The following is a 22682-nucleotide window of genomic DNA, read 5'->3' as shown; positions in this document are numbered from 1 at the left end:
GCGTCGGTCCCGTGGACATCGAGCAGGCACAGCAGTTGTGGAAGCCGGAGCCCGGCTGGCTGAACACCGCCTCCTACGGGCTGCCGCCCGAGCCGGCCTGGACGGCGATGCAGGAGGCCCTGGCCGACTGGCGGGTCGGCCGTACGTCGTGGGAAGGCTGGGGAGACTCCGTGCAGCGGGCGCGTACCGCGATCGCCGGCCTGATCGGGGTGCCGGTCGGTGACGTGGCGGTCGGTGCGGCCGTGTCCCAGATTCTCGCGCCGGTCGCGGCGGCGCTGCCGGCCGGTGCCACGGTGGTGGTCCCCGAGGTCGAGTTCACCTCGAACCTGTTCCCCTGGCTGGTCCAGGAGGATCGCGGGGTCAAGGTCCGGACGGTGCCGCTGGAGTCGCTGGTCGACGCGATCGACGCCGACACCGATCTGGTCGCGTTCAGCCTGGTGCAGTCGGCCGACGGGGCTGTCGCGGCGTACGACGAGATCGTGGCCGCGGCCCGCGCGCACGGCGCGCTGGTGGTGGTGGACGCCACCCAGGCGTGCGGCTGGCTGCCGTTTGACGCGAGCCGGGCCGACGTGGTGGCGGTGGGCGGCTACAAGTGGCTGATGAACCCGCGCGGCACCGCGTACGCCTATCTGGCACCGGCGTTGCGTGACCGGCTGCGCCCCGACGCCGCCGGCTGGTACGCGGGCCGCGACCCGCACGCCTCCTACTACGGACCGCCGCTGCGGCTCGCCGACGACGCCCGCCGGTTCGACATCTCACCGGCCTGGTTCAGCTGGGTCGGCGCGGCTCCCGCCCTGGAGTTGGTCGCCGAGATCGGCGTGCCGGCGATCCGGGCACACGACGTGGCGCTGGCCAACCGGTTCCTGACCGGGCTGGGCCGGCCGCCGGGGGAGAGCGCCATCGTCACCGTCGACGTGCCCGACGCGGAGCGGCGCCTGACGGCGGCCGGCATCCGGGCAGCGGTGCGCGCCGGCCGGGTCCGGGCCTCCTTCCACATCTACTCCACCGAGGCCGATGTGGACGCCGCCCTGACGGCGCTGACCAGCTGAGCTGGTCAGCACCACCCCCGCTCAGGCCAGGTGACCGCCGATCTTCGTGTACCCGCGCAGCAGGTCGCGCGAGATGATCAGGCGCTGCATCTCGTCGGTGCCCTCGAAGATCCGGTAGAGCCGGACCTGCCGGTACCAGCGCTCGATGGGCAGCTCACGGGTGTAGCCCATGCCGCCGTGGATCTGGAGCACCCGGTCGACCACGCGGTTGACCATTCCGGCGCCGTAGAGCTTGCCCATCGACGAGGCGTGCCGGGGGTCCATGCCCTGGTCGACCGTCCACGCCGACTTCAACACGAGCCAGCGGGCCGCCTCCAGCTCGGTCTCCGAGTCGGCGATCATCCACTGGATGGCCTGGTTGGTGCCGATCTTCGAGCCGAACGTCTCCCGGGTGTTGGCGTGGTCGATGGCCATCTGAAGGACCCGCTCGGCGATGCCGATGGCGTGCGAGGGGATGGTGTAGCGGCCCTTGCCGATCCACTCCATGCCCAGCGTGAAGCCCTGCCCGACCTCGCCGAGGATGTTGCGGTGCGGCACGCGTACGCCGTCGAAGATCAGCGACGCGGGCCCGCCCTCGCCCATGGTCTGGATGAACTCCGAGCGCCAGCCCATCGCCCGCTCCACCAGGAACGCGGTGGCGCCGCCGTTGCGGGCGCCCTTCTCCCGGTCGGTCACCGCCACCACGATGGCGAAGTCGGCGTCGTTGCCGCCGGTGATGAACGTCTTCTCGCCGTCCAGGATCCAGTCGTCGCCGTCGCGGCGGGCGGACAGCCGAATGTTCGCCGCGTCCGAACCGGCACCCGGCTCGGTGATCGCGAAGCAGGAGCGCCGCTCGCCCTCGATGGTCGGGATGAGGAACTCCCGCTTCTGCTCCTCGGTGGCGTGGAACAGGATGTTGTCCGCCTCGCCACCGAAACGGAACGGCACGAACGTGTGGCCCAGCTCGGTCCAGATCAGCGACTGGAGCACCGCCGGCAGGTCCATCCCGCCGTACTCCTCCGGGGTGGCCAGGCCCCAGAAGCCGAACTTGCGAGCCTTGAGTTGCAGCTCGCGCACCTCGGAGTGGTCCAGGCCCGGCTGGTGCGCCCGTTCCCGGCGGAGCACCTCCTCCTCCAGCGGCATCACCTCGCGGCGGATGAACGACCGGACGGTGTCCCGTACCGCCCGCTCCTCGTCGGTCAGCGAAAAGTCCACGGTGGTCCTCCTGGCGTCGGTGCTGCCGGTCACCCTTAAACTAGCGGTGTAAGTTTTGCCGCGTCCAGACCCCACGGCCGAGACCCGCGAGGAGCGCAGTGCCCCGACCACGCCAGCCCCGGCTCACCCGGCAGCTCATCGTCGAGACCGCCACCGCGGTGATCGACGCCGAGGGCCTGCCGGCGTTCTCCACCCGCCGGCTCGCCGCCGAGCTGGGCGTGCGTGGTCCGTCGCTCTACAACCACTTCGCCACCAAGGACGAGATCCTGGACGCGGTCGCCGACGCGGTCACCGCCGCGGTGGACACCGGTGGCTTCGCCAGCCGGGACTGGGTCACCGCGCTGCGCGACTGGGCCTGGTCGTACCGGCGGGCGCTCACCGCGCACCCGAACATCGTGCCGTACCTGGCCCAGGGGCCCGGCCGTCGGCCGGCCGCGCTGGCCATGGCGGACGCGGTCTACGGCGGGCTGGTGCGCGCCGGCTGGCCGCCGGCCCGGGCCACCCACATCGGCGCCGCGCTGCGCTACTTCGTGGCCGGGTCGGCGCTCGGCTCGTTCGCCCGCGGCTTCGTCGAGGACCCCGAGCTGTACGCCGCGCACTACCCGCACCTGCGCCAGGCGCACCGGCTCGCCGAGCACCAGCAGAGCGTGGACGAGGGCGCGTTCGCCCTCGGCCTGGACGCCCTGCTGCACGGCCTGGCCGCCGAGTACGCCCGCACCGTCGGCCCCCTCGGTCCGGTGGAGTCCGCCCGGTCCAGCGGGTAGCGTCGAAACTCCCAGCGCTAGTTTCATCGCCCATCGCCCACCCCCGAAGGGACGACATGGACCTCGCCGCCGCGCCGTCGCAGCTGCTGCCCGACGCCCTGCGCCTCCGGCGCCACCTGCACATCGCCGGCCAGTGGACCGAGTCCACCGCCGGCGAGGTGATCGCAGTGGAGACCCCGAGCACCGGCGAGCTGGTCGGGCAGGTGCCCGCCGGCACGCCGGCCGATGTGGACCGGGCCGTGGCCGCGGCGCGCGCCGCCTTCCCCGGCTGGTCGGCCGCCACCGCCGCCGAGCGCTCCGCTCACCTCGACCGGCTGCACACCGCGCTCGCCGCGCGCGCCGACGACCTCGCCCGCACCATCGCGGTGGAGCTGGGCGCCCCGCTCAAGCTCGCCACCCGGGTGCACGTCGGGCTGCCGCTGATCGTGCTGCGCGACCACATCGCGCTCGCCGCCCGACCACCAATCGAGGAGAGCATCGGCAACTCCCTCGTCGTCCGCGAGCCGATCGGCGTCGTCGGCGCCATCACCCCGTGGAACTACCCGCTGCACCAGGTGATGGCGAAGCTGGCACCCGCGCTGGCCGCCGGCTGCACGGTGGTGCTCAAGCCCAGCGAGCTGACCCCGCTGACCGCGTACCTGCTCTTCGACGCGGTCACCGAGGCCGGGCTGCCGCCGGGTGTGCTCAACCTGGTCCCCGGCACCGGCCCGGTGGTCGGCGAGGCGCTCGCCGGGCACCCCGACGTCGACCTGGTCTCGTTCACCGGCTCCACCGCCACCGGCGCCCGGATCATGCGGCTCGCCGCCGACCGCATCGCCCGGGTCGCGCTGGAGCTGGGCGGCAAGTCCGCCAACGTGATCCTCCCCGACGCCGACCTGGCCGCCGCGGTCAAGGTCGGCGTCGGCAACGCCCTGATCAACTCCGGCCAGACCTGCACCGCGTGGACCCGGATGCTGGTGCACCGCGACCGGTACGCCGAGGCCCTCGACCTGGTCGCCGCCGCCGTCGCCGGCTACCGCCTCGGCGACCCGTTCGACCCGGCGACCCGGCTCGGCCCGCTGGTCTCCGCCGCCCAGGCCGAGCGCGTCCGCGGCCACGTCGACCGGGCTCTCGCCGACGGGGCCCGGCTGGTCGCCGGTGGCCCGGACGCCCCGGTGCCGGCCCAGGGACACTACGTCGCCCCGACCGTCTTCGCTGACGTGCACCCGGACAGCGCGCTCGCCCAGGAGGAGGTCTTCGGCCCGGTGCTCGCCGTCATCCCGTTCGCCGACACCGACGAGGCGGTGGCCATCGCCAACAACTCGAAGTACGGGCTGGCCGGCGCGGTGTGGTCCGCCGACACCGACGCGGCGCTCGCAGTGGCCCGGCGGCTGCGTACCGGCGCGGTCGACATCAACGGAGCGCCGTTCAACCCGCTCGCCCCGTTCGGCGGTTACAAACAGTCCGGCCTCGGCCGGGAGTTGGGTGTGCACGGGCTGGCCGAGTTCAGCGAGCTGAAGGCGATCCAGCGATGAGCCCCGAGCCGGCCCCGGCCGGGCCGGTCACCGTCCGCGCGCTGGTCGCGCGAGGGGCCGGCGCCGAGCTGCGGGTCGAGCGGGTACGCCTGCCCGCGCCCGGCCCCGGCGACCTGCGGGTGACGATCACCGCGGCCGGCGTCTGCCACTCGGACCTGTCCATGGTGAACGGCACCCTGGCCGCGAGGTTCCCGCTGGTGCTCGGGCACGAGGCGACCGGGGTGGTGGCCGAGGCCGGGCCGAACACCCGATTGGCGGTCGGCACGCCGGTGGCCCTCAACTGGGCGCCCGCGTGCCGGGCCTGCTGGTGGTGTCAGCACGACGAGCCGTGGCTCTGCGCCGCGAACACCGCCCCGACGGTGGCGCGCGGCGAGACCGACGACGGCACCGGACTGCACCTGACCCTCGGCCTCGGCGCGCTCGCCGAGGCGGTGGTGGTGCCCGAGAGCGCCGTCATCGCCATCCCCGGCGGGCTGCCGCCCGAGCAGGCCGCGCTGCTCGGCTGCGCGGTGCTCACCGGCATAGGCGCGGTCGGCAACACCGCCCGGGTGGCTCCCGGCGAGTCGGTGGCGGTGATCGGGCTCGGTGGGGTCGGGCTCGCCGTGCTCACCGCCGCCCGCCGGGCCGGCGCCACGTCGATCCTCGCCATCGACATCGCCGAGGCCAAGCGCGACCTGGCGCTCGCCGCCGGCGCGACCGACTTCCTGCTCTCCGACGACCGGCTCTCCAAGGAGGTACGGGCACGCACCGAGGGCCGGGGCGTCGACCACGCCTTCGAGTGCGTCGGCCGCGCCGCCACCATCCGGGCGGCCTGGCGGCTCACCCGGCGCGGGGGAGCGGTGACCGTGGTCGGCATGGGCGCGAAGGACGACATCGTCAGCCTCGGCGCGCTCGACATCTTCCACTCCGCCCGGACCCTGCGCTCCTCGGTGTACGGCTCGTCCGACCCGGATCGGGAGGTGCCCGAGCTGGCCCGGGCCGCGCTCGACGGCACGCTCGACCTGGCACCGCTGGTCAGCGGGGTGGTCACCCTCGACGAGGCGCCGGCCGCGTTCGACCGGCTCGCCCGGGGCGAGGGCGCCCGCTGGGTGGTCAGCTTCCCGGACTGAGCTGAGGGTCGGCCTGCGGCGGCTGCTCGATCAGCGCGGCGTAGCCGTCGAGGAGCCGCCGCAGGCCGAACTCGAAGACGCTCTCCAGGTCGAGGTCCAGGTCGCCCTCGTCCGTGAGCGCGGCCATCGTGGAGTAGCCGCGGCTCGTGATCGCGTGCTGGAACGTGGCCACCTGACGGTCCACCCACTCGTCGTCGGTGAGGCCGGTGTCCTGCTCCGCCTGCGCCCGCATCTCCAGGTTCGTCGCGATTCCGCGGACGTACGCCAACAGGGCGATGGCGACGTGCCAGCGCACGTGCCGGTCGAGGCCCAGGCCGGCGGTGGCCCGCAGGCCCCACTCGGTGTGCGCCATGGCGTGGGGCAGCACCTGCGGACGGGCGATCGAGATGGCGTGCGGCAGCCAGCGGTGCCGCCGGTAGGTCGCCCACTGCGCTCGGCCCAGCAGCTCCAGCTGGGCCCGCCACCCGGCCGGCGGAACGGCCGGCAGCGGCGCGTTGGCCAGAACCGTGTCGGCCATGGTCAGGATCAGCTCGTCCCGGCCGCGCACGTGCCGGTAGAGCGACATCGTGGACACGCCCAGCTCGGCGGCGATCTGCCGCATCGACACGGCAGCCAGGCCGTCCGCGTCGGCCCAGGCGATCGCGGCCCGGATCAGCCGCTCCCGGGTCAGGTTCGGCTCCGCGCCGGCACCGCTCCGGCGCACCTGCGGCACCGCCGCGCGGGCCGGGGCCACCACCGTGCCCGCGCCCGGTCGGGTCAGCACCAGACCCTCGTCGCGCAGCAGTGCGAGGACCTTGGTGGCGGTGGCGATGGCCACCCCGTGCTCGCGGGTGAGCTGCCGGGCCGACGGCACCCGATCGCCCGGACGCAGCTCCCCGAGGTCGACCCGGCGGCGGATCTCCGCGGCGATCAGCCGGTACGGCGGCTCGGAACCGGTCATGGCGCACCTCCGGTGCAGCGTACTAGTACGTGCCGCGCCCGGCGGCTCTCCCTGGCGCAGCGTACTAGGTCGGGCCGAGCGCATGGATCCCTGTGTAACTACCGTTCGCTGCGCGGGACGACCTCCCGTCCGAGCCGCGGTGACGGCTGGGTTGACGGTGTAAAGCTCGATCTCAGGAGCGGTGCGATGGACGACAGGACCGTACTCATCTCCGGCGCCGGTGTGGCCGGCCCCGCGCTGGCCTTCTGGCTGCGCCGGAACGGCTTCGCCGTCACCGTCGTGGAGCGGGCGACCGGGCTCCGCCCCGGCGGGCAGGCGGTGGACGTGCGGGGGACCGCCCGGGAGGTCGTCGACCGGATGGGGCTCACCGCCCGGATCCGGGCCGAGTGCGTCCGGGAGCAGGGCATGGCGGGCGTCGACGCGCGGGGTCGGACGCGTTACCGGATGCCGGTGCACGCCTTCGGCGGCGAGGGCATCGTCGCCGACATCGAGATCGAGCGCGGCGACCTGGCCCGTCTGCTGTACGAGGAGACCCGCGCCGACGTGGAGTACATCTTCGACGACTCGATTGAGACACTCACCCAGACCGGGGACGGGGTGCGGCTCACCTTCGCGCGATCCGCCCCGCGGACCGTGGGCCTGGTCGTCGGGGCGGACGGCTCGCACTCGCGTACCCGGGCTCTGGCCTTCGGCCCCGAGTCGGCGTACGTCCGGCCGCTCGGGGCCTACCTGGCCTACTTCACGACCCCGTACCGGAACGAGACGGGCTGGTTCGAGCTGCACAACGCTCCGGGCGGTCGGGTGGTGGGCACCCGTCCGACCCGGCACGGCACGACCAGCGCGCTGTTCAGCTTCGTCTCCCCACCGCTCGACCTGGACCGCCGGGACCGGAACGCCCAGCAGCGACTCCTCACCGAGCGCTTCGCCGACGTCGGCTGGCGGACCGGGGAACTGCTGGCCGCGATGCCCGACGCCCCCGACTTCTATTTCGACTCCTACGGGCAGGTGCGGATGGACACCTGGAGCACCGGGCGGGTGGCGCTGCTCGGCGACGCCGCCTGGTGCCCGTCCCCGCTGACCGGGCAGGGAACCAGCCTGTCCCTGGTCGGGGCGTACGTGCTCGCCGGTGAGCTGGCGGCGGCCCGGGGTGACCACGTGATCGCGTACCGCCGCTACGAGGAGACGCTGCGGGCGCACGTGGCGCGCGGCCAGGATCTACCAGGCGGAGGCGTCTCCGGCTTCCTGCCGGCGACACGGACCGCGATCCGGCTGCGCGACGCGTCCATGCGGGCGATGACCTCCCGCCCGTTGCGGGCGCTCACGACCAGGCTCGTCTTCAGCCGGGCCGACGGGTTGACCCTGCCGGAGTACGCCGTCGCCGCGTGACGATCGCCGGGTGACCCGGCCCACCCGGAGCGGGTGGGCCGGTCCCGGTCACTTGCCGGTGACGATGCCCGGGTTGATGCAGAGTCCCGGGTTGGCCCCGTTCTTCTCGGCGATCTCCAGGCAGCGGGTCACCTTGTCGACCTTCGCGTTGGTCTCGGTGATCTGCTTGGAGATCTCGGCGTTCTTGCGGTCCTGCTCCAGGTTGCGGGTCTGGGCCAGCTTGTCCTGGAACGCCTTGATGTTGCCCTCGGTCTTCTCGTCGTGGTTCACCCGGGTGATGGTCACCGAGAGGATGTCGACGTCGGCGGCGAGCCGGGTCTCCGCGCTGGTCTTGATGTTCGCCGCGAAGGGCTTCAGGTCGACGTTCAGGTCGCCGGTCTGGGCGTCGATCTTCTCCAGCGGGTTGTACGCCGCGAACGCGTCGTTGACCGCGCTGTCGAGCTGCACGCCCACCCTCTGGCCACGGAAGCTGGTGAAGTCCCCCTTGTAGTCCATGAACTGCTTCGGCGCGTTCTCCGGCTTGACCTGCCACTCGATGAGCACCTCGACGCAGGCGTCGGCGAGCGTGCCGGTGCGGACCCGTACGCAGTTGTTGCCGCCGATGTGGTCGTACTTCTGCCGGCCCGCGTCCCACTCGCCGACCTTCTGCCAGGGCGCCACCCACTTCAGGCCCGAGCCGGTCACCTCACCGGTGGGCTTGCCGAAGCTGGTGACGATGCCGACCGAGCGGATCGGTACGGAGTGGGCGCTGGAGGCGACGCCGATCAGCAGCGTGAGGGCGAGGCAGCCGAGCGCCGCGAGGGCGGCCGTCCGCTTCACGGCGGTTCTCGGGGCGACGAGCGCCAGGACGGCGCAGACCGCCAGGGCGACGGCGAAGACGATCGCCATGGTGAAGCCGACAGGCATGGGTCGGGGGCCTTTCGCTGGGCTGTGTGGATCATCAACCTAGGGGGCTCGGTCAAGTTGGTGACGTCGGGGAGTGGGGTTTCAGCACGTCTCCTGCCGGCCGAATATGGATGCCATCGACATGGCTCGACTCGCAGGACCGGCCGTAGGTTTCCTCCACGCGACGGCCCTGTGACCACGGTCACCGATCGGACGTCGCCGCGACCCTGCGGAGGATGAGGCGATGGCCGGGCAAGCGCTCCTGTCGGCCCGTGGGCTGACCCGAGACTTCCGGGGCTTCCGGGCGGTCGACGACGTCGATCTCGACGTCGCGCCGGAGAGTGTGCACGCGCTGGTCGGCCCCAACGGCGCCGGCAAGACCACCCTGTTCAACCTGCTCACCGGCTTCCTGCGGCCCAGCGGCGGGCGGATCGAGCTGGCCGGGCGGGACGTCACCGGGCTGCCCCCGGAGCAGGTCGCCCGGCTCGGCGTGGCCCGCTCGTTCCAGATCACCAGCCTCTTCCCGCAGTTGTCCGCACGTGAGCACGTCGCGCTGGCGCTGCAGTCGTCCAGCGGGTTGGGCTGGCGGTTCTGGCGGTCCGCGAAGCTGATGGGCCGCTACACCGGGCGCGCCGACGAACTGCTGGCCATGGTGGGGTTGGCCGAGTTGGCGGACGCCCCCTCCGAGGCGCTGGCGTACGGCCGCAAGCGCGCCCTGGAACTGGCCATCGCCCTGGCGCTGGACCCGAAGGTGCTGCTGCTCGACGAGCCGACCGCCGGGATGGGCCTCGAAGACGTCGACCGCACCGTCGAGCTGATCGGCCGGGTCCGCCAGGGCCGGACCGTGGTGATGGTCGAGCACAACATGAGCGTGGTCGGCCGGCTCGCCGACACCGTCACCGTGCTCCAGGCCGGCAAGGTCCTCGTCGAGGGCCCGTACGAGCAGGTCCGCGCGGACGAGCGTGTGATCACCGCCTACCTGGGAGCCGCTGATGCTGCGCATTGAGAACCTGTCCGCCTGGTACGGCGAGGCGCAGGTGCTGCGGGACGTCAGCCTGGACGTCGCCGCCGGCGAGGTGGTCACCCTCGTCGGGCGCAACGGCGCCGGCAAGTCCACCCTGCTGCGCTGCGTGATGGGGCTGCACTCCGGCCAGCGCGGCACGGTCGAGCTGGACGGGCGGGACGTCGGGAAGCTGCCGGCGCACCGGCGGGCCTGGCTCGGGCTGGGCTGGGTGCCCGACGACCGGGGCAGCTACGCCACGCTGACCGTGACCGAGAACCTCACCCTGCCGCCCCGGGCCGGCCCGGACCCGTGGTCGCTGGAGCGGGTGTACGAGGCGTTCCCCGCCCTCTACACCCGGCGTGACTCCGCGGCCACCATGCTCTCCGGCGGCGAGCAGCAGATGCTCGCGCTGGCCCGGGTGCTGCGGATGGGCGCCCGGCTGCTGCTCTGCGACGAGCCCACCGAGGGGCTCTCTCCACTGTTGGTGCAGCAGGTCGGTGACCTGCTGCGGGAAGCCAAACGGCACGGGGTGACCGTGCTGCTGGTCGAACAGAACCTGCACTTCGCCACCGGCGTCGCCGACCGGCACTACCTGCTGGCCGAGGGACGCGTCGCCGAGGCGATGGACAACTCCGAGGTGCGCTCGCGGGAACGCGAGCTGCTGGCGTACCTCGGAATCTGATTTTTCTCTCAACGACGACCCGCGCGATGAGGCGCGGAATGGATGGAGTGGGCATGCGGAGGACGGTGGGTGTGGCTGCGGCGTCGGCCGCGGTGGTGCTGGTCGCCGGTTGCGGCGGCGGTGGACCCCAGTCGGGCGGCGACCAGAAGCTGACCGGCGACAAGATCGTGCTGGGCGTGCTCAACGACCAGTCCGGGGCGTACTCGGAGTTGTCCGGGAAGAACTCGGTCACGGCGGTGGAGATGGCCATCGCCGACTTCACCGCCAAGTACGGCGACAAGGCGGTGACCAAGGACATCACCGTGGAGACCGCCGACCACCAGAACAAGCCGGACGTGGCCAACTCCAAGGCCCAGGAGATGTACGACCGCAAGGGCGTCGACCTGATCCTGGACGTGCCCACCTCGTCGGCGGCGCTGAAGGTCGCCGACGTGGCGAAGGAGAAGAAGAAGCTCTACTTCAACATCGGGGCGGCGACCACCGACCTGACCGGCAAGAGCTGCAACAAGTACACCTTCCACTACGCCTACGACACGTACATGCTGGCCAACGGCACCGGGAAGACCACGACCGAGCAGATCGGCAAGAACTGGTACATCCTGTACCCGAACTACGCCTTCGGTCAGGACATGGAGAAGAGCTTCTCCACCGCGATCACCGCGGCCGGCGGGAAGGTCGTCGGCAAGGACGGCGCGCCGTTCCCGAACACCAGCGGCGACTTCTCCACCTTCCTGCTCAAGGCGCCGAACCTGAACCCGAAGCCGGACGTGCTGGGCACCATGCAGGCCGGCGCGGAACTGGTCAACGTGGTGAAGCAGTACAACGAGTTCAAGCTGCGCGACAAGGGCGTCGGCCTGGCGGTGGGGCTGATGTTCCTCACCGACATCCACTCGCTGACGCCGGCCGCGCTGGCCGGCACCACGTACACCGACGCCTGGTACTGGAACTTCGACGCGAAGAACCGGGAGTTCGCCGACCGGTTCCAGCAGAAGTCCGGCACCCGGCCGACGTTCGCGCACGCGGCCAACTACTCCGCCGCCCTGCAGTACCTGGAGGCGGTGCAGGCGGCCGGCACCGACGACGCGGACGCCGTCGTCAAGGGTCTGGAGGGCAAGACGGTCGAGGACGTCTTCCTGCGCAACGGCAAGATCCGCGCCGAGGACCACCGGGTGGTGCACGACGCGTACCTGGCCCAGGTGAAGCCGCAGTCCGAGGTGACCGAGCCGTGGGACTACGTCAAGGTGCTCAAGACGATCCCCGCCGCGGAGGCGTTCCGCGCGCCGTCGGCGGACTGCAAGCTGTGAGCGTGTGACGCTGTGAGCGGATTCGCGCAGAACACGTTCAACGGGTTGGTGAGCGGGGCGTTCTACGCCCTGCTCGCCCTCGGGCTCGCGGTCATCTTCGGCATGCTGCGGGTGGTCAACTTCGCCCACGGCGCGTTCTACATGCTCGGCGCGTTCGGCGCGTACGTGCTGCTCACCGAGGCGGGCGTGCCGTTCTGGGCGGCCCTGGTGATCATGCCGGTGGGGCTGGGTCTGCTGGGCATGGCCCTGGAGCGGGCGGTGATCCACCGCCTGACCCGACTCGACCCGCTCTACAACTTCCTGCTCACCTTCGGCCTGACGCTGATCCTGCAGGACCTGGTGAAGCTGCGCTACGGCGTGCAGTCCAGCCCGTACGAAACCCCGTCGCTGTTGAGCGGGACGGTCAACTTCGGGCTGTTCGACTTCCCGACCTACCGGGTGTTCATCCTCGGCTTCGCGGTGCTGCTCTGCGTCGCCGTGTGGTGGGTGCTCACCCGGACTCGGATCGGCATGGTGGTCCGCGCGTCCACCGAGCGGCCCGACCTGACCCGCGCGTTCGGTATCGACGTCGGGCGCTGGGTGACCCCGGTCTTCGGCTTCGGCATCGGGCTGGCCGGGCTGGCCGGTGTGCTGGCCGCGCCGATGCGCGCGGTCAACCCGCTGATGGGCGCCGACCTGATCATCGTGGTCTTCGCGGTCGTGGTGATCGGTGGGCTGGGGTCCATCTTCGGGTCGGTCGCCGCCGGCTTCGGCATCGGCCTGGTCCAGGCGTGGGGCGAGGCGTACCTGTCGAACTTCCCGATCGTGTCCCAGACGATCGTCTTCATCGTGATGGCCGCGGTGCTGCTCTGGCGCCCGGCCGGCCTGTTCGGCCGTGAGGAGGCGCCGGCATGACCAGCACCGTGGACACTCCGGCCGACGCGCCCCGGGCGGCGCCGCCGTCCGGGCTGGTCACCGTGGCCCGTGCCCCCGGCTGGGTGCGGTACGCGCTGCTCGCCGTCGGGCTGGCCGTCGCTGCGTGGCTGCCCAACGGCCTCTATCCGGCGGTCGCGGTGGACATCCTCTGCTGGGCGTTGTTCGCCGTCGCGGTGGACCTGCTGCTCGGCTTCACCGGGCTGATGTCGTTCGGGCACGCCGCGTTCTGGGGCACCTCGGCGTACGTCACCGGGTTGGTGGCGATCCACGCCGGCCTGCCGTTCCCCCTGGCGGTGCTGGCCGGGGCGCTGGCCGCGGCCGTGCTGGCGGTGCCGATCGGCTACCTGGCGGTCAAGCGGACCGGCATCTACTTCGCCATGGTGACGCTGGCCTTCGCGCAGATGGTCTACTACGTCGCCAACGAGTGGCGCTCGGTGACGCAGGGCGAGAACGGCCTCCAGGGGGTGCCCCGCGCGCTGTTCGGCTGGGACCTCACCGACGACTACTACTTCTATTACGCGATCCTGCCGATCGTGCTGCTCGGGCTGGCCGCGGCCTGGCGGATCGTGCACTCGCCGTTCGGTCGGGTGCTGGTCGGCATCCGCGACAATCCGGCCCGCGCGCGGGCGCTGGGCTATCCGGTGCACCGCTACAAGCTCACCGCGTTCGTGCTCTCCGGGTTCATCGCCGGCCTCGGCGGCGGACTGTTCGCGGTGGGCCACCGGTTCGTCTCGCTGGACGTGCTGCACTGGACCACCTCCGGCAAGGCGGTCATCGTGGTGGTGCTCGGCGGGATCGGCACCCTCTGGGGCGGGGTGCTGGGCGCCGGGATCGTGGTCCGTCTGGAGGACTGGCTGTCGTTCTCCGGGTTTGAGGCGATCGGCCTGGTCACCGGGGGCATCTTCGTCCTCGTCGTGGTGCTGTTCCGGCGCGGCATCTGGGGCAGCGCCGCCGCGCTGGCCCGCCGGCTGATGGCGCGCCGCCGGTAGATCTCCGCGCCGGCGCATCCGCCGCGCGCCCTCGTGGCGTACCCCAGGGTAGCGAACACCTACCCGGGGGTACGTCTGGTGCTGACCGATCCGATGCCGGCGGAGGCCGTGGAGACCGCGCACAAGCGGGTCACGCTGGCGGCCGAGGACCTGGACGGCAACCGGGTCGCCACGTTGTTGCTGGAGCTGGCCGGGGAGTGGGGTGTACCGGCGCTCTGGCAGCAGGTCTGCCAGCCGCTGCTGGCCCGGCTGCCGGGGCGTACCGCCGCCGAGATCGCCGTCGAGCACGCCCTCTGTGCGGGCGTGCGGGTCGGGCTGGACGTGTACCGGCGGGAGCCGGGGCGGTCGCTGCCCACCGGCGGCGTGCTGCTCGCCGGGGCCGAGCGGGAGGCGCACTGCCTCGGCCTGCACGCGCTCGCCGCCGCGCTGCGCGAGCACGGTCGCGGCTGCCTGCACCTCGGCCCCGCCCTGCCGTGGACCGCACTGACCAGCGCCGTGTACCGGGCCCGCCCGAGCATCGTCGTGCTCTGGTCGCAGACGCCGGTCACCGGCCGCGCGTACCGCCTCGTGCGCTTCGCCCGGGATTTCCCGCTGCTGCGGGTGTACGGCGCCGGGCCCGGTTGGATCGAGCCGCTCGCCGCGCCGGCGACGCGCCTGCGTACGCTGCCCGCCGCCGTCGCCGCCTGCCTGGCCGCCCCGCGACCATGCTGACCTCGGCGGCTAACCGGCCCCCGCGGTGTGGCCGGCCCCCGCGGGGTGGCCGGCCCCCGCGGGGTGGCCGGCGCGAGGGCGACCGGTGCCGGGTCCGCCTTTGCTCTGCTTCAACCGACGCAACACTCACCGCCCGAAACCGTTGCGCGGGTTGAAGCAGAGCAAAGGCGGCGGGGGGGGTGCCCCACGGGTCAGACCGGGACCGGGACCGGGACGACGTGACGCCGGCCACATACGATACGGATCGGTTCCGTATCGTTAATGCCGCCAGTACTCTGACCGGAGTTACGAGTCTGGCCCGTATCGTATTGCGCGGCCGGTGAAACCGGGGGGAGAACCGGGCATGGAGCTGCACGAGAACACCGGACATCCGAGGAGGTGGGCGATCCTGGGGGTGCTGGTGATCAGCCTCCTCGTCGTCGTCCTCGACAACACGATCCTCAACGTCGCCCTACGCACCCTGGCCGACCCGGTGCACGGCCTCGGCGCCAGCCAGGGCGAGCTGGAGTGGTCCATCAACTCCTACACGCTGGTCTTCGCCGGGCTGCTGTTCACCTTCGGGGTGCTCGGTGACCGCGCCGGCCGCAAGCGCTTCCTGATGATCGGGCTGGCGCTGTTCGGCCTGGCGTCGCTGCTCTCCGCGTACGCCCAGGACCCGGCACAGCTGATCGCGGCCCGCGCCCTGATGGGGGTCGGCGGCGCGGCCATCATGCCGGTGACGCTGTCGATCATCTCCAACGTCTTCGACCCGCGCGAGCGTGGCCGGGCGATCGGCGTCTGGGCCGGCGCGGTCGGGCTCGCGGTGGCGATCGGTCCGATCCTCGGCGGCGCGCTGCTGGAGCACTTCTGGTGGGGCTCGGTCTTCCTGATCAACGTGCCGGTTGTGGTCGCCGGCGTCATCCTGGTCGCCCTGCTGGTGCCCGAGTCGCGCGACCCGCGCCCGGGCCGGGTCGACCTGCTCGGCGTCCTGCTCTCCGTGGTCGGCCTGGTCGCCCTCTCCTACGGCATCATCGACGGCGGCGAGCACGGCTTCGGCCGCCCGGTGGCCTGGGGTTCGATCGTCGTCGGCCTGGCGGTGCTCGCCTGGTTCGTGGAGCACGAGCGGCGCAGCGACCACCCGTCGCTGGACGTCCGGCTGTTCCGCCTGCCCCGGTTCGCCGCGCCGGTGGCCATCGTCGGCCTGGTGTTCTTCGCCGCGATGGGCGTGATGTTCTTCAGCTCGTTCTACCTGCAACTGGTACGCGACTACAGCCCGCTGCAGACCGGTCTGCTCTTCCTGCCCTTCGCCGGCGCCCAGCTGATCTTCGCGCCGCGCAGCGCCGCCATGGTCCGCCGCTACGGCGGCCGGGCGGTCGCCACCGTCGGGCTGGCGCTGACCACGGCGGCGCTCGCCGCGTTCGCCTTCGTCGACGCGTCCACCCCGATCTGGATCGTGCTGGTCGTCTTCTTCTTCCAGGGCGTCGGAATGGCCAACATCATGCCGCCGGCCACCGAGTCGATCATGTCGGCGCTGCCCCGGGAGAAGGCCGGCGTGGGCTCCGCGGTGAGCAACACCGTCCGCCAGGTGGCCGGCGCGCTCGGCGTGGCGGTTCTCGGCTCGGTGCTCTCCGCGGTCTACCGGGCCGACGTGGACGGCGCGCTGACCGGCCTGCCCGCGCAGGCCCGTGACGCGGCGAACGAGTCGATCTCCGGGGCGTACGCGGCGGCCGGGCAGCTCGGGCCCGCGGGGCCGGCGCTGATCTCGGCGGCCAACGACGCCTTCGTCACCGCCATGCACTGGGCGGCGGCGCTCTCCGCGGTGGTCGCCGCGCTCGGGATCGTGGTGGTGCTGCGCTGGATGCCCGGCCGGGAGGCCGTGGCGGACGCGCCGGCGGCGCCGGTCGCCGAGCCCGAGTTGGCCGGGACAGCCTAGGTTCGGGGACAATGTCCGACATGACGTCCACTGCCGATGCTCCGCGGTCGCCCGGGCGACCGCGGAGCCTCCGCGCCGATGAGGCGATCATCGAGGCCACCCTCGACCTGCTCGCCGAGGGCAGCACCATCGAGGCGCTCTCGATCGAGGCGATCGCCGCCCGCGCCGGGGTCGGCAAGGCCACCATCTACCGCCGCTGGGCCGGCAAGGACGCGTTGCTGCTGGACGCGCTGCGCCGGCTCAAGGGCATCCTGCCGCAGCCCGAGGGGCACTCCGTCCGGGACGACCTGGTGCTGCTCGTCGGCGCGATCGGGAAGAACGTCGACCCGCGAGCGGCGAAGATCATGCCCTGCCTGGTGCCCGCGGTGAATCGCAGCCCCGACCAGTTCCAGCTCTACCAGAACATCATCGCCCCGCGCCGGCAGCTGATGCGCGAGGTGTTGCGGCGGGGTATCAGCGAGGGTCTGCTCCGGCCGGACATCGACCTGGAGGTGACCATGGCGCTCCTCACCGGGCCGATGCTGATCCAACGGGTGCTGCGCTGGAACCCGGAGCTGGACGAGCGGGCCCTGCCGGAGCCGGTCGTCGACGCGGTGCTGGAGGGCATCCGCGCCCGCTGACCCGTACCCGGCCGGTGGTCAGCCGGCCGGGGTGCGCAGCCGGTGCAGGCGCAGCGCCAACTGCACCTCCAGCGCCCGCTCGGGCCGCTGCCAGTCGGCGCCGAGCAGCTGACCGACCCGCTCCAACCGCTGGGTCACCGTGTTGACGTGCACGTGCAGCTGCTCGGCGGCCCGGGCCAGGCTGCCGCCCACCCCGAAGTACGCCTCCAGCGTCTTCACCAGCGCCGTGCCCCGCCGGGCGTCGTAGTCGAGCACCGGCCCGACGGTGGCGGTGAGGAACTGGGCCACGTCCTTCTCGCCCCGGTCACCGACCGTGCCCAACAGCAGCCCGACGAAGCCCAGCTCCGCCGTGCTCGCCCCCTGACCGGAGCGACCCAACGCGCCCAGGGCGGTGAGGCAGCGATCCGCCTCGTGGAACGCGCCCGCGAGGGTCGCCGGCCCGGCCGACGGGCCGCTCGCCCCGGCGGTCACCGGCCGACCGGTCACCCGGGACAGGTCCCGGGCCACCGCACGGGCGCTGCCACCGGCGTCCCGCCCGGGCAGCATCAGCACCACCCGACCGTCGCGCGCCGCCGCCAGCCCGCCCCGCGCCGAGGCGTACGTCGTGGCCCAGGAGAGCACCCGCTGCCGGGCTGAGCCGGTAGCCGCGATCGCGTCGTCGCCCACCGCCACCAGCACGTGCGGGGCGTCCAAATCGACCCCGAGGCGGCGGGCCCGACTGCGCAGCGCGTCGGTGTCCCGCAGCGGCCGGGCGATCAGATCATCCAGCAGCTCACCGCGGACCCGCCCCTCCGCCTCCGCCACGGTGCGCCGGAACAACAGCAGCAGAGCGGTCACCAGCGCGGCCCGCTCCAGAATCCGCTGGTCGGCGTCGACCAGCTCGTCGTCCGGGCGCAGCACCAGGGCGCCGAGGTTCTCCGCGCCCGCCACCACCGCCGCGTACCAGAGCGGGCCCCGGCGCACGCTGCGCCCCTCCGTCCGGGACGCGGCCACCGCCTCGACGATGTCCGCGCGATCCGGCTCCTCGATCTCACCGACCCGGGCCAGCAGCCGCCCCTCGGCGTCCAGTGCCAGCAGCGCCCCGTCCAGCACCTCGGTCACCGCGGCCGCCACGTCCTCCACCCCGCCGCCGCGCAGCACCAGCGCGGTCATCCGGTCGTGCGCCGCCGCGGCCCGCTCCACCGAGCTGCTGTGCGCCCGGATGGTGGTGTTCGCCGCCGACAGCTCCGCCAGCGCCGAGCGGGTCTCGGCGAGCAGCCGAGCGGTGTCGATCGCCACGGCGGCGTGCGCGGCGAGGGAGACCAGCAGCGCCACCTCCTCCCGGGCGAACGGCCGGGCCGAGCGGTTCGCCGAGTACAGCACCCCGATCGAGGTGGAGCCGAGCCGCAGGGGCACCCCGAGGATCGCCACCAGGCCCTCCTCGCCGACCCCGGCGTCGATCTCCCCGGTGTGGTGGAAGCGCTCGTCCTCGCCGTAGTTGGCGGTGACGTACGGCGCGCCGGACTGGGCCACCAGTCCGCCGAGGCCGGCGCCCATCGGCAGCCGCAGTCGCTGGAAGCGGGCCGAGACCGAACCGTCGGTCACCCGCATGTAGGTGTCGCCGTGCTCGTCGTCGTTGAGCGTCATGTAGGCCACGTCGGCGCCGAGCAGGTTGCGGGCCCGGTGCACGATCGCCCGCAGCACGTCGTCCAGGTCGCGCAGCCCGGCCAGGTCGCTGACCGTGTCGTACAGGCCGGACAGCTCGGTCTCCCGGCGGCGCCGGCGCTCCAGCAGCGCGCGGACCCGCAGCGCCACCGTCTTCGCCTGCTCCAGCTCGGCCAGCCGGTCGGCGGGCAGCCCGGCGGCCCGCGCGGCCACCAGCGGTCCCTCGAACTCGACCGCCGCGGCCTCACGGGCGAGCAGTTCCAGGAACTCCACCGGCGACGACATGGTCGACATTGTGCTCGGGCCCACTAGTTGGCCGTCCAGCCCCCGTCGAGCGCGATCGACGCGCCGGTGATGAACGCCGCCGGCGGTGAGCAGAGGTACGCCAGCAGCTCCGCCACCTCCTCCGGTTCGATCAGCCGCTTGATCGCGGCCCGGGCCAACATGATCTTCTCGATCACCTCGGCCTCCGGGATGCCGTGGCTGGCCGCCTGGTCGGCGATCTGGCTCTCCACCAGGGCGGTGCGCACGTACGCCGGGTTGATGCAGTTGGCGGTCACGCCGTGCGCGGCACCCTCCAGCGCCACCACCTTCGACAATCCCTCCAGCGCGTGCTTCGCCGAGACGTAGGCCGCCTTGTACGGCGACGCTCGCAGCCCGTGCACGGAGGAGATGTTGACGATCCGGCCCCAGCCACGCGCGTACATGTGCGGTAGCGCGCGGCGGATCAGCAGGAACGGCGCCTCGACCATCACCCGCTGGATGTACTCGAAGCGCTCGACGGGGAAGTCCTGCACGGGCGCCACGTGCTGGAGCCCGGCGTTGTTCACCACGATGTCCACGTCCACGTCGAGCCGGTCCACCGCGGCGGCGTCGGCCAGGTCCACGCCCTCGGCGCGGCCACCGACCTCGGCGGCGACCGCCTTGGCCGCGTCCAGGTTGCGGTCCACCACGAGCACCTTGGCGCCGGCCGCGCCCAGCCGCAGGGCGCAGGCTCGCCCGATGCCGCTGCCACCCCCGGTGACCAGGGCGGTCCGACCAGCGAGGTCGACGTGTACGACGTGGGGGACCGCCACGGGTTCTGCCGTCATGGCGCAAGAAGTTACGAGCTGTGTGGCCCCGCGCACATGTTCCGACAACACATATCCCACACCAAGTCTGTGTGGCCCCCCGCGCACGGCGGGTCTCCCGGCCGCTCTCGTCGATCATGGAGTCCTGGTGCCCGATCAGCGGGCTTTCGCGGCCTTCGTGACCCACCACACCTCCATGATCGACAGGGGCGGGCGTGTCTCTTCCGTGCCCTTGGGGGTGGGGCAGTAGGGTGTCGAACACACGTACTGCTGACGGGTGGAGGGGGGCGGCGTGCGGGTTCTCGGGGTTGACCCGGGGTTGACCCGGTGCGGGGTGGGCGTGGTCGAGGGCGTGCCCGGCCGGCCCTGCACCCTGATCGCCTACTACGTGGTCTACACCGACCCGGCCGACGACCTGCCGCTGCGGCTGCTGCACCTGGACCGGTCGCTGACCGAGTTGGTGGCCGAGCATCAACCGGACAGCGTCGCCGTCGAGCGGGTGTTCAGCCAGCACAACGTCCGCACGGTCATGGGCACCGCGCAGGCCAGCGGCATCGCCGTGCTGGCCGGGGCGCGCGCCGGGCTGCCGGTGCAGACGTACACCCCGAGCGAGGTGAAGGCGGCGGTGACCGGCTCCGGTCAGGCCGACAAGGCGCAGATGACCGCCATGGTGACCCGACTGCTGCGGCTGGCCGAGCCGCCGAAGCCGGCCGACGCCGCCGACGCGCTCGCCCTGGCCATCTGCCACGTGTGGCGCGGCGGGACCCGCTCCAAGCTGGCCGCGGCGGCCGACCGGGCACGACGAGGAGGAGCGGGATGATCGCCAGCGTGCGCGGCACGGTGACCGCGACGGGTCCGGACCAGGCCGTGATCGAGGTCGGCGGGGTCGGCCTGGCCGTGCACTGCGCCCCCGGGATTATCGCCGAGTTGCGGGTCGGCCAGAGTGCCCGGCTCGCCACCAGCCTGGTGGTCCGGGAGGATTCGCTGACCCTCTACGGCTTCGCCGACGACGATGCCAAGGCGCTGTTCGAGCTGCTCCAGACCGCGAGCGGCGTCGGCCCGAGGCTGGCCCAGGCGGTGCTGGCCGTGCACACCCCGGACGCGGTGCGCAAGGCGATCGCCAACGCCGACACCGCCGCGCTGACCCGGGTGCCCGGGATCGGCAAGAAGGGCGCCGAGCGACTGGTGCTGGAGCTGCGCGACCGGATCGGCCCGGTGTCGATCGGCGCCGACGGCGTGGGCGGGGTGACCGGCGGCGCCTGGCCCGATCAGGTCCGCCAGGCGCTGGTCGGGCTGGGCTGGACGGCGGGGCAGGCCGACCAGGCGGTGGCCGCGGTGGCGGAGACCGTCGACGGCGAGACCCCGCCCGTGCCGGTCCTGCTCAGGCAGGCCATCCGCCTGCTGGGTCGTACCCGATGAGTGAGACCGAAGGGCTCGTCTCGGCGTACGTCACCGACGCGGAGCGGGACGCGGAGGCCACCGTACGGCCCAAGCGGCTGGCCGAGTTCATCGCTCAGGACCGGGTCCGCGATCAGCTCGACCTGTTGTTGCAGGGCGCCATGCGGCGGGGCTCCCCGCCGGACCACATCCTGCTTTCCGGCCCGCCCGGCCTCGGCAAGACCAGCCTGGCCAACATCGTCGCCGCCGAGCTGGGCTCGGGCATCCGGGTGACCAGCGGCCCGGCGATCGAGCGCTCGGGCGACCTGGCGGCCATCCTGACCAGCCTCGCCGAGGGTGACGTGCTGTTCATCGACGAGATCCACCGGATCGCGCGGCCAGCCGAGGAGCTGCTCTACAGCGCGATGGAGGACTTCCGGGTCGACGTGGTTGTCGGCAAGGGGCCGGGCGCCACCGCCATCCCGCTGGACGTCGAGCCGTTCACGCTGGTCGGGGCGACCACGCGGTCGGGCCTGTTGACCGGGCCGATGCGGGACCGGTTCGGTTTCGTCGCGCACCTGGACTTCTACGCCCCGAAGGACCTGGAGACCCTGCTGCACCGCTCGGCGCGGATCCTCGGTGTGCCGATCACCGCCGAGGGCGCGGCCGAGATCGCCGGCCGGTCCCGGGGCACCCCGCGGATCGCCAACCGGCTGCTGCGCCGGGTCCGCGACTACGCGGAGGTGCGGGCCGAGGGCGTGGTCAACCTGGGCACGGCCCGGGCCGCGCTGACCGTGTACGACGTGGACGCGCTCGGCCTGGACCGGCTGGACCGGGCGGTGCTGACCGCGCTGGTCGACTCGTTCCGGGGCGGCCCGGTGGGGCTGTCCACGCTCGCCGTGGCGGTGGGGGAGCAGCCGGACACGGTCGAGGAGGTCTGCGAGCCGTTCCTGGTCCGCGCCGGCCTGCTGGCCCGTACCCCGCGCGGCCGGGTGGCGACCGAGGCCGCCTGGCGGCATCTGGGCCGAACACCACCGAATGGTACATTTGGGGTGGATGTCCCACCGGCGCCCGATCTGTTCTCGTTGGACGCCGAACAGCCGTGATGTGAACGTGATCTGCACCGCATTCGGTGTTCTCAGGTGCAGGGATTAGACTTCGCCGCGGTCTGTACAGGACGTGAGAATCCGCCTCCGCTCCGGCACCCCGTGTGCCGGGCAGGTGGCCAATGGGAAGGTCAGTAACCGTGCATTACGCAGCAGCGGGTGGCGGGGCCGGCAGCTTCACGCCGATCCTGATGATCGCCCTGCTCTTCGGTGTCATGTACTTCATGATGATCCGTCCCCAGCAGAAGCGCCGCCGCGAGGCGGCGTCGATGCAGTCCAACCTCGGCCCCGGCGACGAGGTCGTGACCATCGGCGGGCTCTACGGCACGGTCACCGGCATCGAGGACGACAGCGTCCTGCTGGAGGTCGCCCCGGGCGTGCAGACCCGGTACGCCCGGCCGGCCATCGCCCGGGTGGTCACCCGCGCGGAGCTGCCGAGCGAGCCGGCCACCGAGGACGCGGACACCGTCAAGGAGTGACCCCTCCCTCCCGGGGGTGGCGGGTCCGG

General features: G+C 72.7%; 22 protein-coding genes. 17 read left to right on the top strand and 5 right to left on the bottom strand.

Annotated features, from left to right (window positions below; genetic code table 11):
* Positions 1 to 11 precede the first annotated feature (11 nt).
* Positions 12 to 1049: an aminotransferase class V-fold PLP-dependent enzyme gene (locus ACFYPS_RS18585; RefSeq protein WP_354964181.1), complete on the top strand. Its 1038-nt coding sequence runs from the start codon at positions 12 to 14 to the stop codon at positions 1047 to 1049.
* Between the two features lie 21 nt (positions 1050 to 1070).
* Here ACFYPS_RS18585 and ACFYPS_RS18580 read toward each other — a convergent pair whose 3' ends face one another.
* Entirely contained in the window at positions 1071 to 2243 is a 1173-nt protein-coding gene (locus ACFYPS_RS18580) for an acyl-CoA dehydrogenase family protein (RefSeq protein WP_387325722.1), read from the bottom strand.
* A 98-nt stretch (positions 2244 to 2341) separates the two neighbouring features.
* Here ACFYPS_RS18580 and ACFYPS_RS18575 point away from each other — a divergent pair, with 98 nt between their 5' ends.
* Genes ACFYPS_RS18575 through ACFYPS_RS18565 form a run of 3 tightly spaced genes read left to right on the top strand, consistent with a single transcriptional unit; the run spans position 2342 to position 5630 of the window.
* Positions 2342 to 3007, top strand: coding sequence for a TetR/AcrR family transcriptional regulator (locus ACFYPS_RS18575; RefSeq protein ID WP_354964183.1), 666 nt, complete (start codon positions 2342 to 2344; stop codon positions 3005 to 3007).
* A 56-nt stretch (positions 3008 to 3063) separates the two neighbouring features.
* Positions 3064 to 4521 carry an aldehyde dehydrogenase family protein gene (locus ACFYPS_RS18570; RefSeq protein WP_387325719.1) on the top strand — a complete coding sequence of 486 codons (1458 nt, stop codon included), beginning with the start codon at positions 3064 to 3066 and terminating at the stop codon, positions 4519 to 4521.
* Positions 4518 to 5630 (top strand): zinc-binding dehydrogenase, encoded by a 1113-nt coding sequence (locus ACFYPS_RS18565; RefSeq protein WP_354964185.1) that lies wholly within the window; start codon positions 4518 to 4520, stop codon positions 5628 to 5630. Before ACFYPS_RS18570 ends, ACFYPS_RS18565 begins: the two co-directional genes overlap by 4 nt.
* On the opposite strand, the gene ACFYPS_RS18560 is transcribed toward ACFYPS_RS18565, so the two are convergent.
* A complete protein-coding gene (locus tag ACFYPS_RS18560; protein WP_354964186.1) occupies positions 5614 to 6570 on the bottom strand; it encodes a TetR/AcrR family transcriptional regulator C-terminal domain-containing protein in 957 nt (318 codons plus the stop codon). The two genes, ACFYPS_RS18565 and ACFYPS_RS18560, sit on opposite strands and share 17 nt — an antisense overlap.
* Before the next feature lie 186 nt (positions 6571 to 6756).
* Here ACFYPS_RS18560 and ACFYPS_RS18555 point away from each other — a divergent pair, with 186 nt between their 5' ends.
* Positions 6757 to 7956: an FAD-dependent monooxygenase gene (locus ACFYPS_RS18555; RefSeq protein WP_387325716.1), complete on the top strand. Its 1200-nt coding sequence runs from the start codon at positions 6757 to 6759 to the stop codon at positions 7954 to 7956.
* A gap of 48 nt (positions 7957 to 8004) precedes the next feature.
* Here ACFYPS_RS18555 and ACFYPS_RS18550 read toward each other — a convergent pair whose 3' ends face one another.
* Positions 8005 to 8862 carry an SPFH domain-containing protein gene (locus ACFYPS_RS18550; protein WP_354964188.1) on the bottom strand — a complete coding sequence of 286 codons (858 nt, stop codon included), beginning with the start codon at positions 8860 to 8862 and terminating at the stop codon, positions 8005 to 8007.
* Between the two features lie 223 nt (positions 8863 to 9085).
* On the opposite strand from ACFYPS_RS18550, the gene ACFYPS_RS18545 reads away from it, so the two are divergent.
* The 8 genes from ACFYPS_RS18545 to ACFYPS_RS18510 all read left to right on the top strand — a co-directional run bounded on the left by ACFYPS_RS18545 (position 9086) and on the right by ACFYPS_RS18510 (position 16977).
* A complete protein-coding gene (locus ACFYPS_RS18545; protein WP_354964189.1) occupies positions 9086 to 9847 on the top strand; it encodes an ABC transporter ATP-binding protein in 762 nt (253 codons plus the stop codon).
* Positions 9834 to 10526, top strand: coding sequence for an ABC transporter ATP-binding protein (locus tag ACFYPS_RS18540; protein ID WP_354964190.1), 693 nt, complete (start codon positions 9834 to 9836; stop codon positions 10524 to 10526). The genes ACFYPS_RS18545 and ACFYPS_RS18540 overlap by 14 nt, the downstream gene beginning before the upstream one ends.
* Before the next feature lie 53 nt (positions 10527 to 10579).
* Positions 10580 to 11830 (top strand): ABC transporter substrate-binding protein, encoded by a 1251-nt coding sequence (locus ACFYPS_RS18535; protein ID WP_354964191.1) that lies wholly within the window; start codon positions 10580 to 10582, stop codon positions 11828 to 11830.
* A 12-nt stretch (positions 11831 to 11842) separates the two neighbouring features.
* Positions 11843 to 12724 carry a branched-chain amino acid ABC transporter permease gene (locus ACFYPS_RS18530; RefSeq protein ID WP_121654462.1) on the top strand — a complete coding sequence of 294 codons (882 nt, stop codon included), beginning with the start codon at positions 11843 to 11845 and terminating at the stop codon, positions 12722 to 12724.
* A complete protein-coding gene (locus ACFYPS_RS18525) occupies positions 12721 to 13734 on the top strand; it encodes a branched-chain amino acid ABC transporter permease (protein WP_354964192.1) in 1014 nt (337 codons plus the stop codon). Before ACFYPS_RS18530 ends, ACFYPS_RS18525 begins: the two co-directional genes overlap by 4 nt.
* Before the next feature lie 78 nt (positions 13735 to 13812).
* A complete protein-coding gene (locus ACFYPS_RS18520) occupies positions 13813 to 14445 on the top strand; it encodes a transcriptional regulator (RefSeq protein WP_354964193.1) in 633 nt (210 codons plus the stop codon).
* Positions 14446 to 14788: 343 nt separating this feature from the next.
* Complete coding sequence (locus ACFYPS_RS18515; protein ID WP_354964194.1) at positions 14789 to 16357, top strand: DHA2 family efflux MFS transporter permease subunit; 1569 nt, start codon at positions 14789 to 14791, stop codon at positions 16355 to 16357.
* Positions 16358 to 16368: 11 nt separating this feature from the next.
* Positions 16369 to 16977 carry a TetR/AcrR family transcriptional regulator gene (locus ACFYPS_RS18510; protein ID WP_354964195.1) on the top strand — a complete coding sequence of 203 codons (609 nt, stop codon included), beginning with the start codon at positions 16369 to 16371 and terminating at the stop codon, positions 16975 to 16977.
* 18 nt (positions 16978 to 16995) lie between these two features.
* Here the strand turns inward: ACFYPS_RS18510 and ACFYPS_RS18505 are convergent, their stop codons facing one another.
* On the bottom strand, positions 16996 to 18915 hold the full coding sequence (locus ACFYPS_RS18505) for a helix-turn-helix domain-containing protein (protein WP_354964196.1): 1920 nt from the start codon (positions 18913 to 18915) through the stop codon (positions 16996 to 16998).
* A 14-nt stretch (positions 18916 to 18929) separates the two neighbouring features.
* A complete protein-coding gene (locus tag ACFYPS_RS18500; protein ID WP_354964197.1) occupies positions 18930 to 19712 on the bottom strand; it encodes a 3-hydroxybutyrate dehydrogenase in 783 nt (260 codons plus the stop codon).
* Between the two features lie 271 nt (positions 19713 to 19983).
* Here ACFYPS_RS18500 and ruvC point away from each other — a divergent pair, with 271 nt between their 5' ends.
* From ruvC to yajC, 4 genes are all read left to right on the top strand, one after another.
* Positions 19984 to 20511, top strand: coding sequence for a crossover junction endodeoxyribonuclease RuvC (gene ruvC / locus ACFYPS_RS18495; protein WP_354964198.1), 528 nt, complete (start codon positions 19984 to 19986; stop codon positions 20509 to 20511).
* Positions 20508 to 21110 carry a Holliday junction branch migration protein RuvA gene (gene ruvA / locus ACFYPS_RS18490; protein ID WP_354964199.1) on the top strand — a complete coding sequence of 201 codons (603 nt, stop codon included), beginning with the start codon at positions 20508 to 20510 and terminating at the stop codon, positions 21108 to 21110. Before ruvC ends, ruvA begins: the two co-directional genes overlap by 4 nt.
* Positions 21107 to 22174, top strand: coding sequence for a Holliday junction branch migration DNA helicase RuvB (ruvB, locus tag ACFYPS_RS18485; protein ID WP_354964200.1), 1068 nt, complete (start codon positions 21107 to 21109; stop codon positions 22172 to 22174). Before ruvA ends, ruvB begins: the two co-directional genes overlap by 4 nt.
* A 122-nt stretch (positions 22175 to 22296) precedes the next feature.
* Positions 22297 to 22653 carry a preprotein translocase subunit YajC gene (gene yajC, locus ACFYPS_RS18480; RefSeq protein ID WP_354964201.1) on the top strand — a complete coding sequence of 119 codons (357 nt, stop codon included), beginning with the start codon at positions 22297 to 22299 and terminating at the stop codon, positions 22651 to 22653.
* Positions 22654 to 22682 lie beyond the last annotated feature (29 nt).

The organism is Micromonospora sp. NPDC005087, from assembly GCF_042872965.1.
In the GTDB taxonomy this organism is placed as follows: domain Bacteria; phylum Actinomycetota; class Actinomycetes; order Mycobacteriales; family Micromonosporaceae; genus Micromonospora.
This window is presented reverse-complemented; position numbering and strand designations above follow the sequence as displayed.

Bases quoted from the DNA above. Each gene is read 5' to 3' on its own strand.
- ACFYPS_RS18540 (WP_354964190.1), top strand. From the start codon at position 9,834: ATGCTGCGCATTGAGAACCTGTCCGCCTGGTACGGCGAGGCGCAGGTG.
- ACFYPS_RS18570 (WP_387325719.1), top strand. From the start codon at position 3,064: ATGGACCTCGCCGCCGCGCCGTCGCAGCTGCTGCCCGACGCCCTGCGC.
- ruvB (WP_354964200.1), top strand. From the start codon at position 21,107: ATGAGTGAGACCGAAGGGCTCGTCTCGGCGTACGTCACCGACGCGGAG.
- yajC (WP_354964201.1), top strand. From the start codon at position 22,297: ATGGGAAGGTCAGTAACCGTGCATTACGCAGCAGCGGGTGGCGGGGCC.
- ACFYPS_RS18560 (WP_354964186.1), bottom strand. From the start codon at position 6,570: ATGACCGGTTCCGAGCCGCCGTACCGGCTGATCGCCGCGGAGATCCGC.
- ruvA (WP_354964199.1), top strand. From the start codon at position 20,508: ATGATCGCCAGCGTGCGCGGCACGGTGACCGCGACGGGTCCGGACCAG.
- ACFYPS_RS18510 (WP_354964195.1), top strand. From the start codon at position 16,369: ATGTCCGACATGACGTCCACTGCCGATGCTCCGCGGTCGCCCGGGCGA.
- ACFYPS_RS18515 (WP_354964194.1), top strand. From the start codon at position 14,789: ATGGAGCTGCACGAGAACACCGGACATCCGAGGAGGTGGGCGATCCTG.
- ACFYPS_RS18565 (WP_354964185.1), top strand. From the start codon at position 4,518: ATGAGCCCCGAGCCGGCCCCGGCCGGGCCGGTCACCGTCCGCGCGCTG.
- ACFYPS_RS18505 (WP_354964196.1), bottom strand. From the start codon at position 18,915: ATGTCGACCATGTCGTCGCCGGTGGAGTTCCTGGAACTGCTCGCCCGT.
- ACFYPS_RS18555 (WP_387325716.1), top strand. From the start codon at position 6,757: ATGGACGACAGGACCGTACTCATCTCCGGCGCCGGTGTGGCCGGCCCC.
- ACFYPS_RS18500 (WP_354964197.1), bottom strand. From the start codon at position 19,712: ATGACGGCAGAACCCGTGGCGGTCCCCCACGTCGTACACGTCGACCTC.
- ACFYPS_RS18545 (WP_354964189.1), top strand. From the start codon at position 9,086: ATGGCCGGGCAAGCGCTCCTGTCGGCCCGTGGGCTGACCCGAGACTTC.
- ACFYPS_RS18535 (WP_354964191.1), top strand. From the start codon at position 10,580: ATGCGGAGGACGGTGGGTGTGGCTGCGGCGTCGGCCGCGGTGGTGCTG.
- ACFYPS_RS18525 (WP_354964192.1), top strand. From the start codon at position 12,721: ATGACCAGCACCGTGGACACTCCGGCCGACGCGCCCCGGGCGGCGCCG.
- ACFYPS_RS18550 (WP_354964188.1), bottom strand. From the start codon at position 8,862: ATGCCTGTCGGCTTCACCATGGCGATCGTCTTCGCCGTCGCCCTGGCG.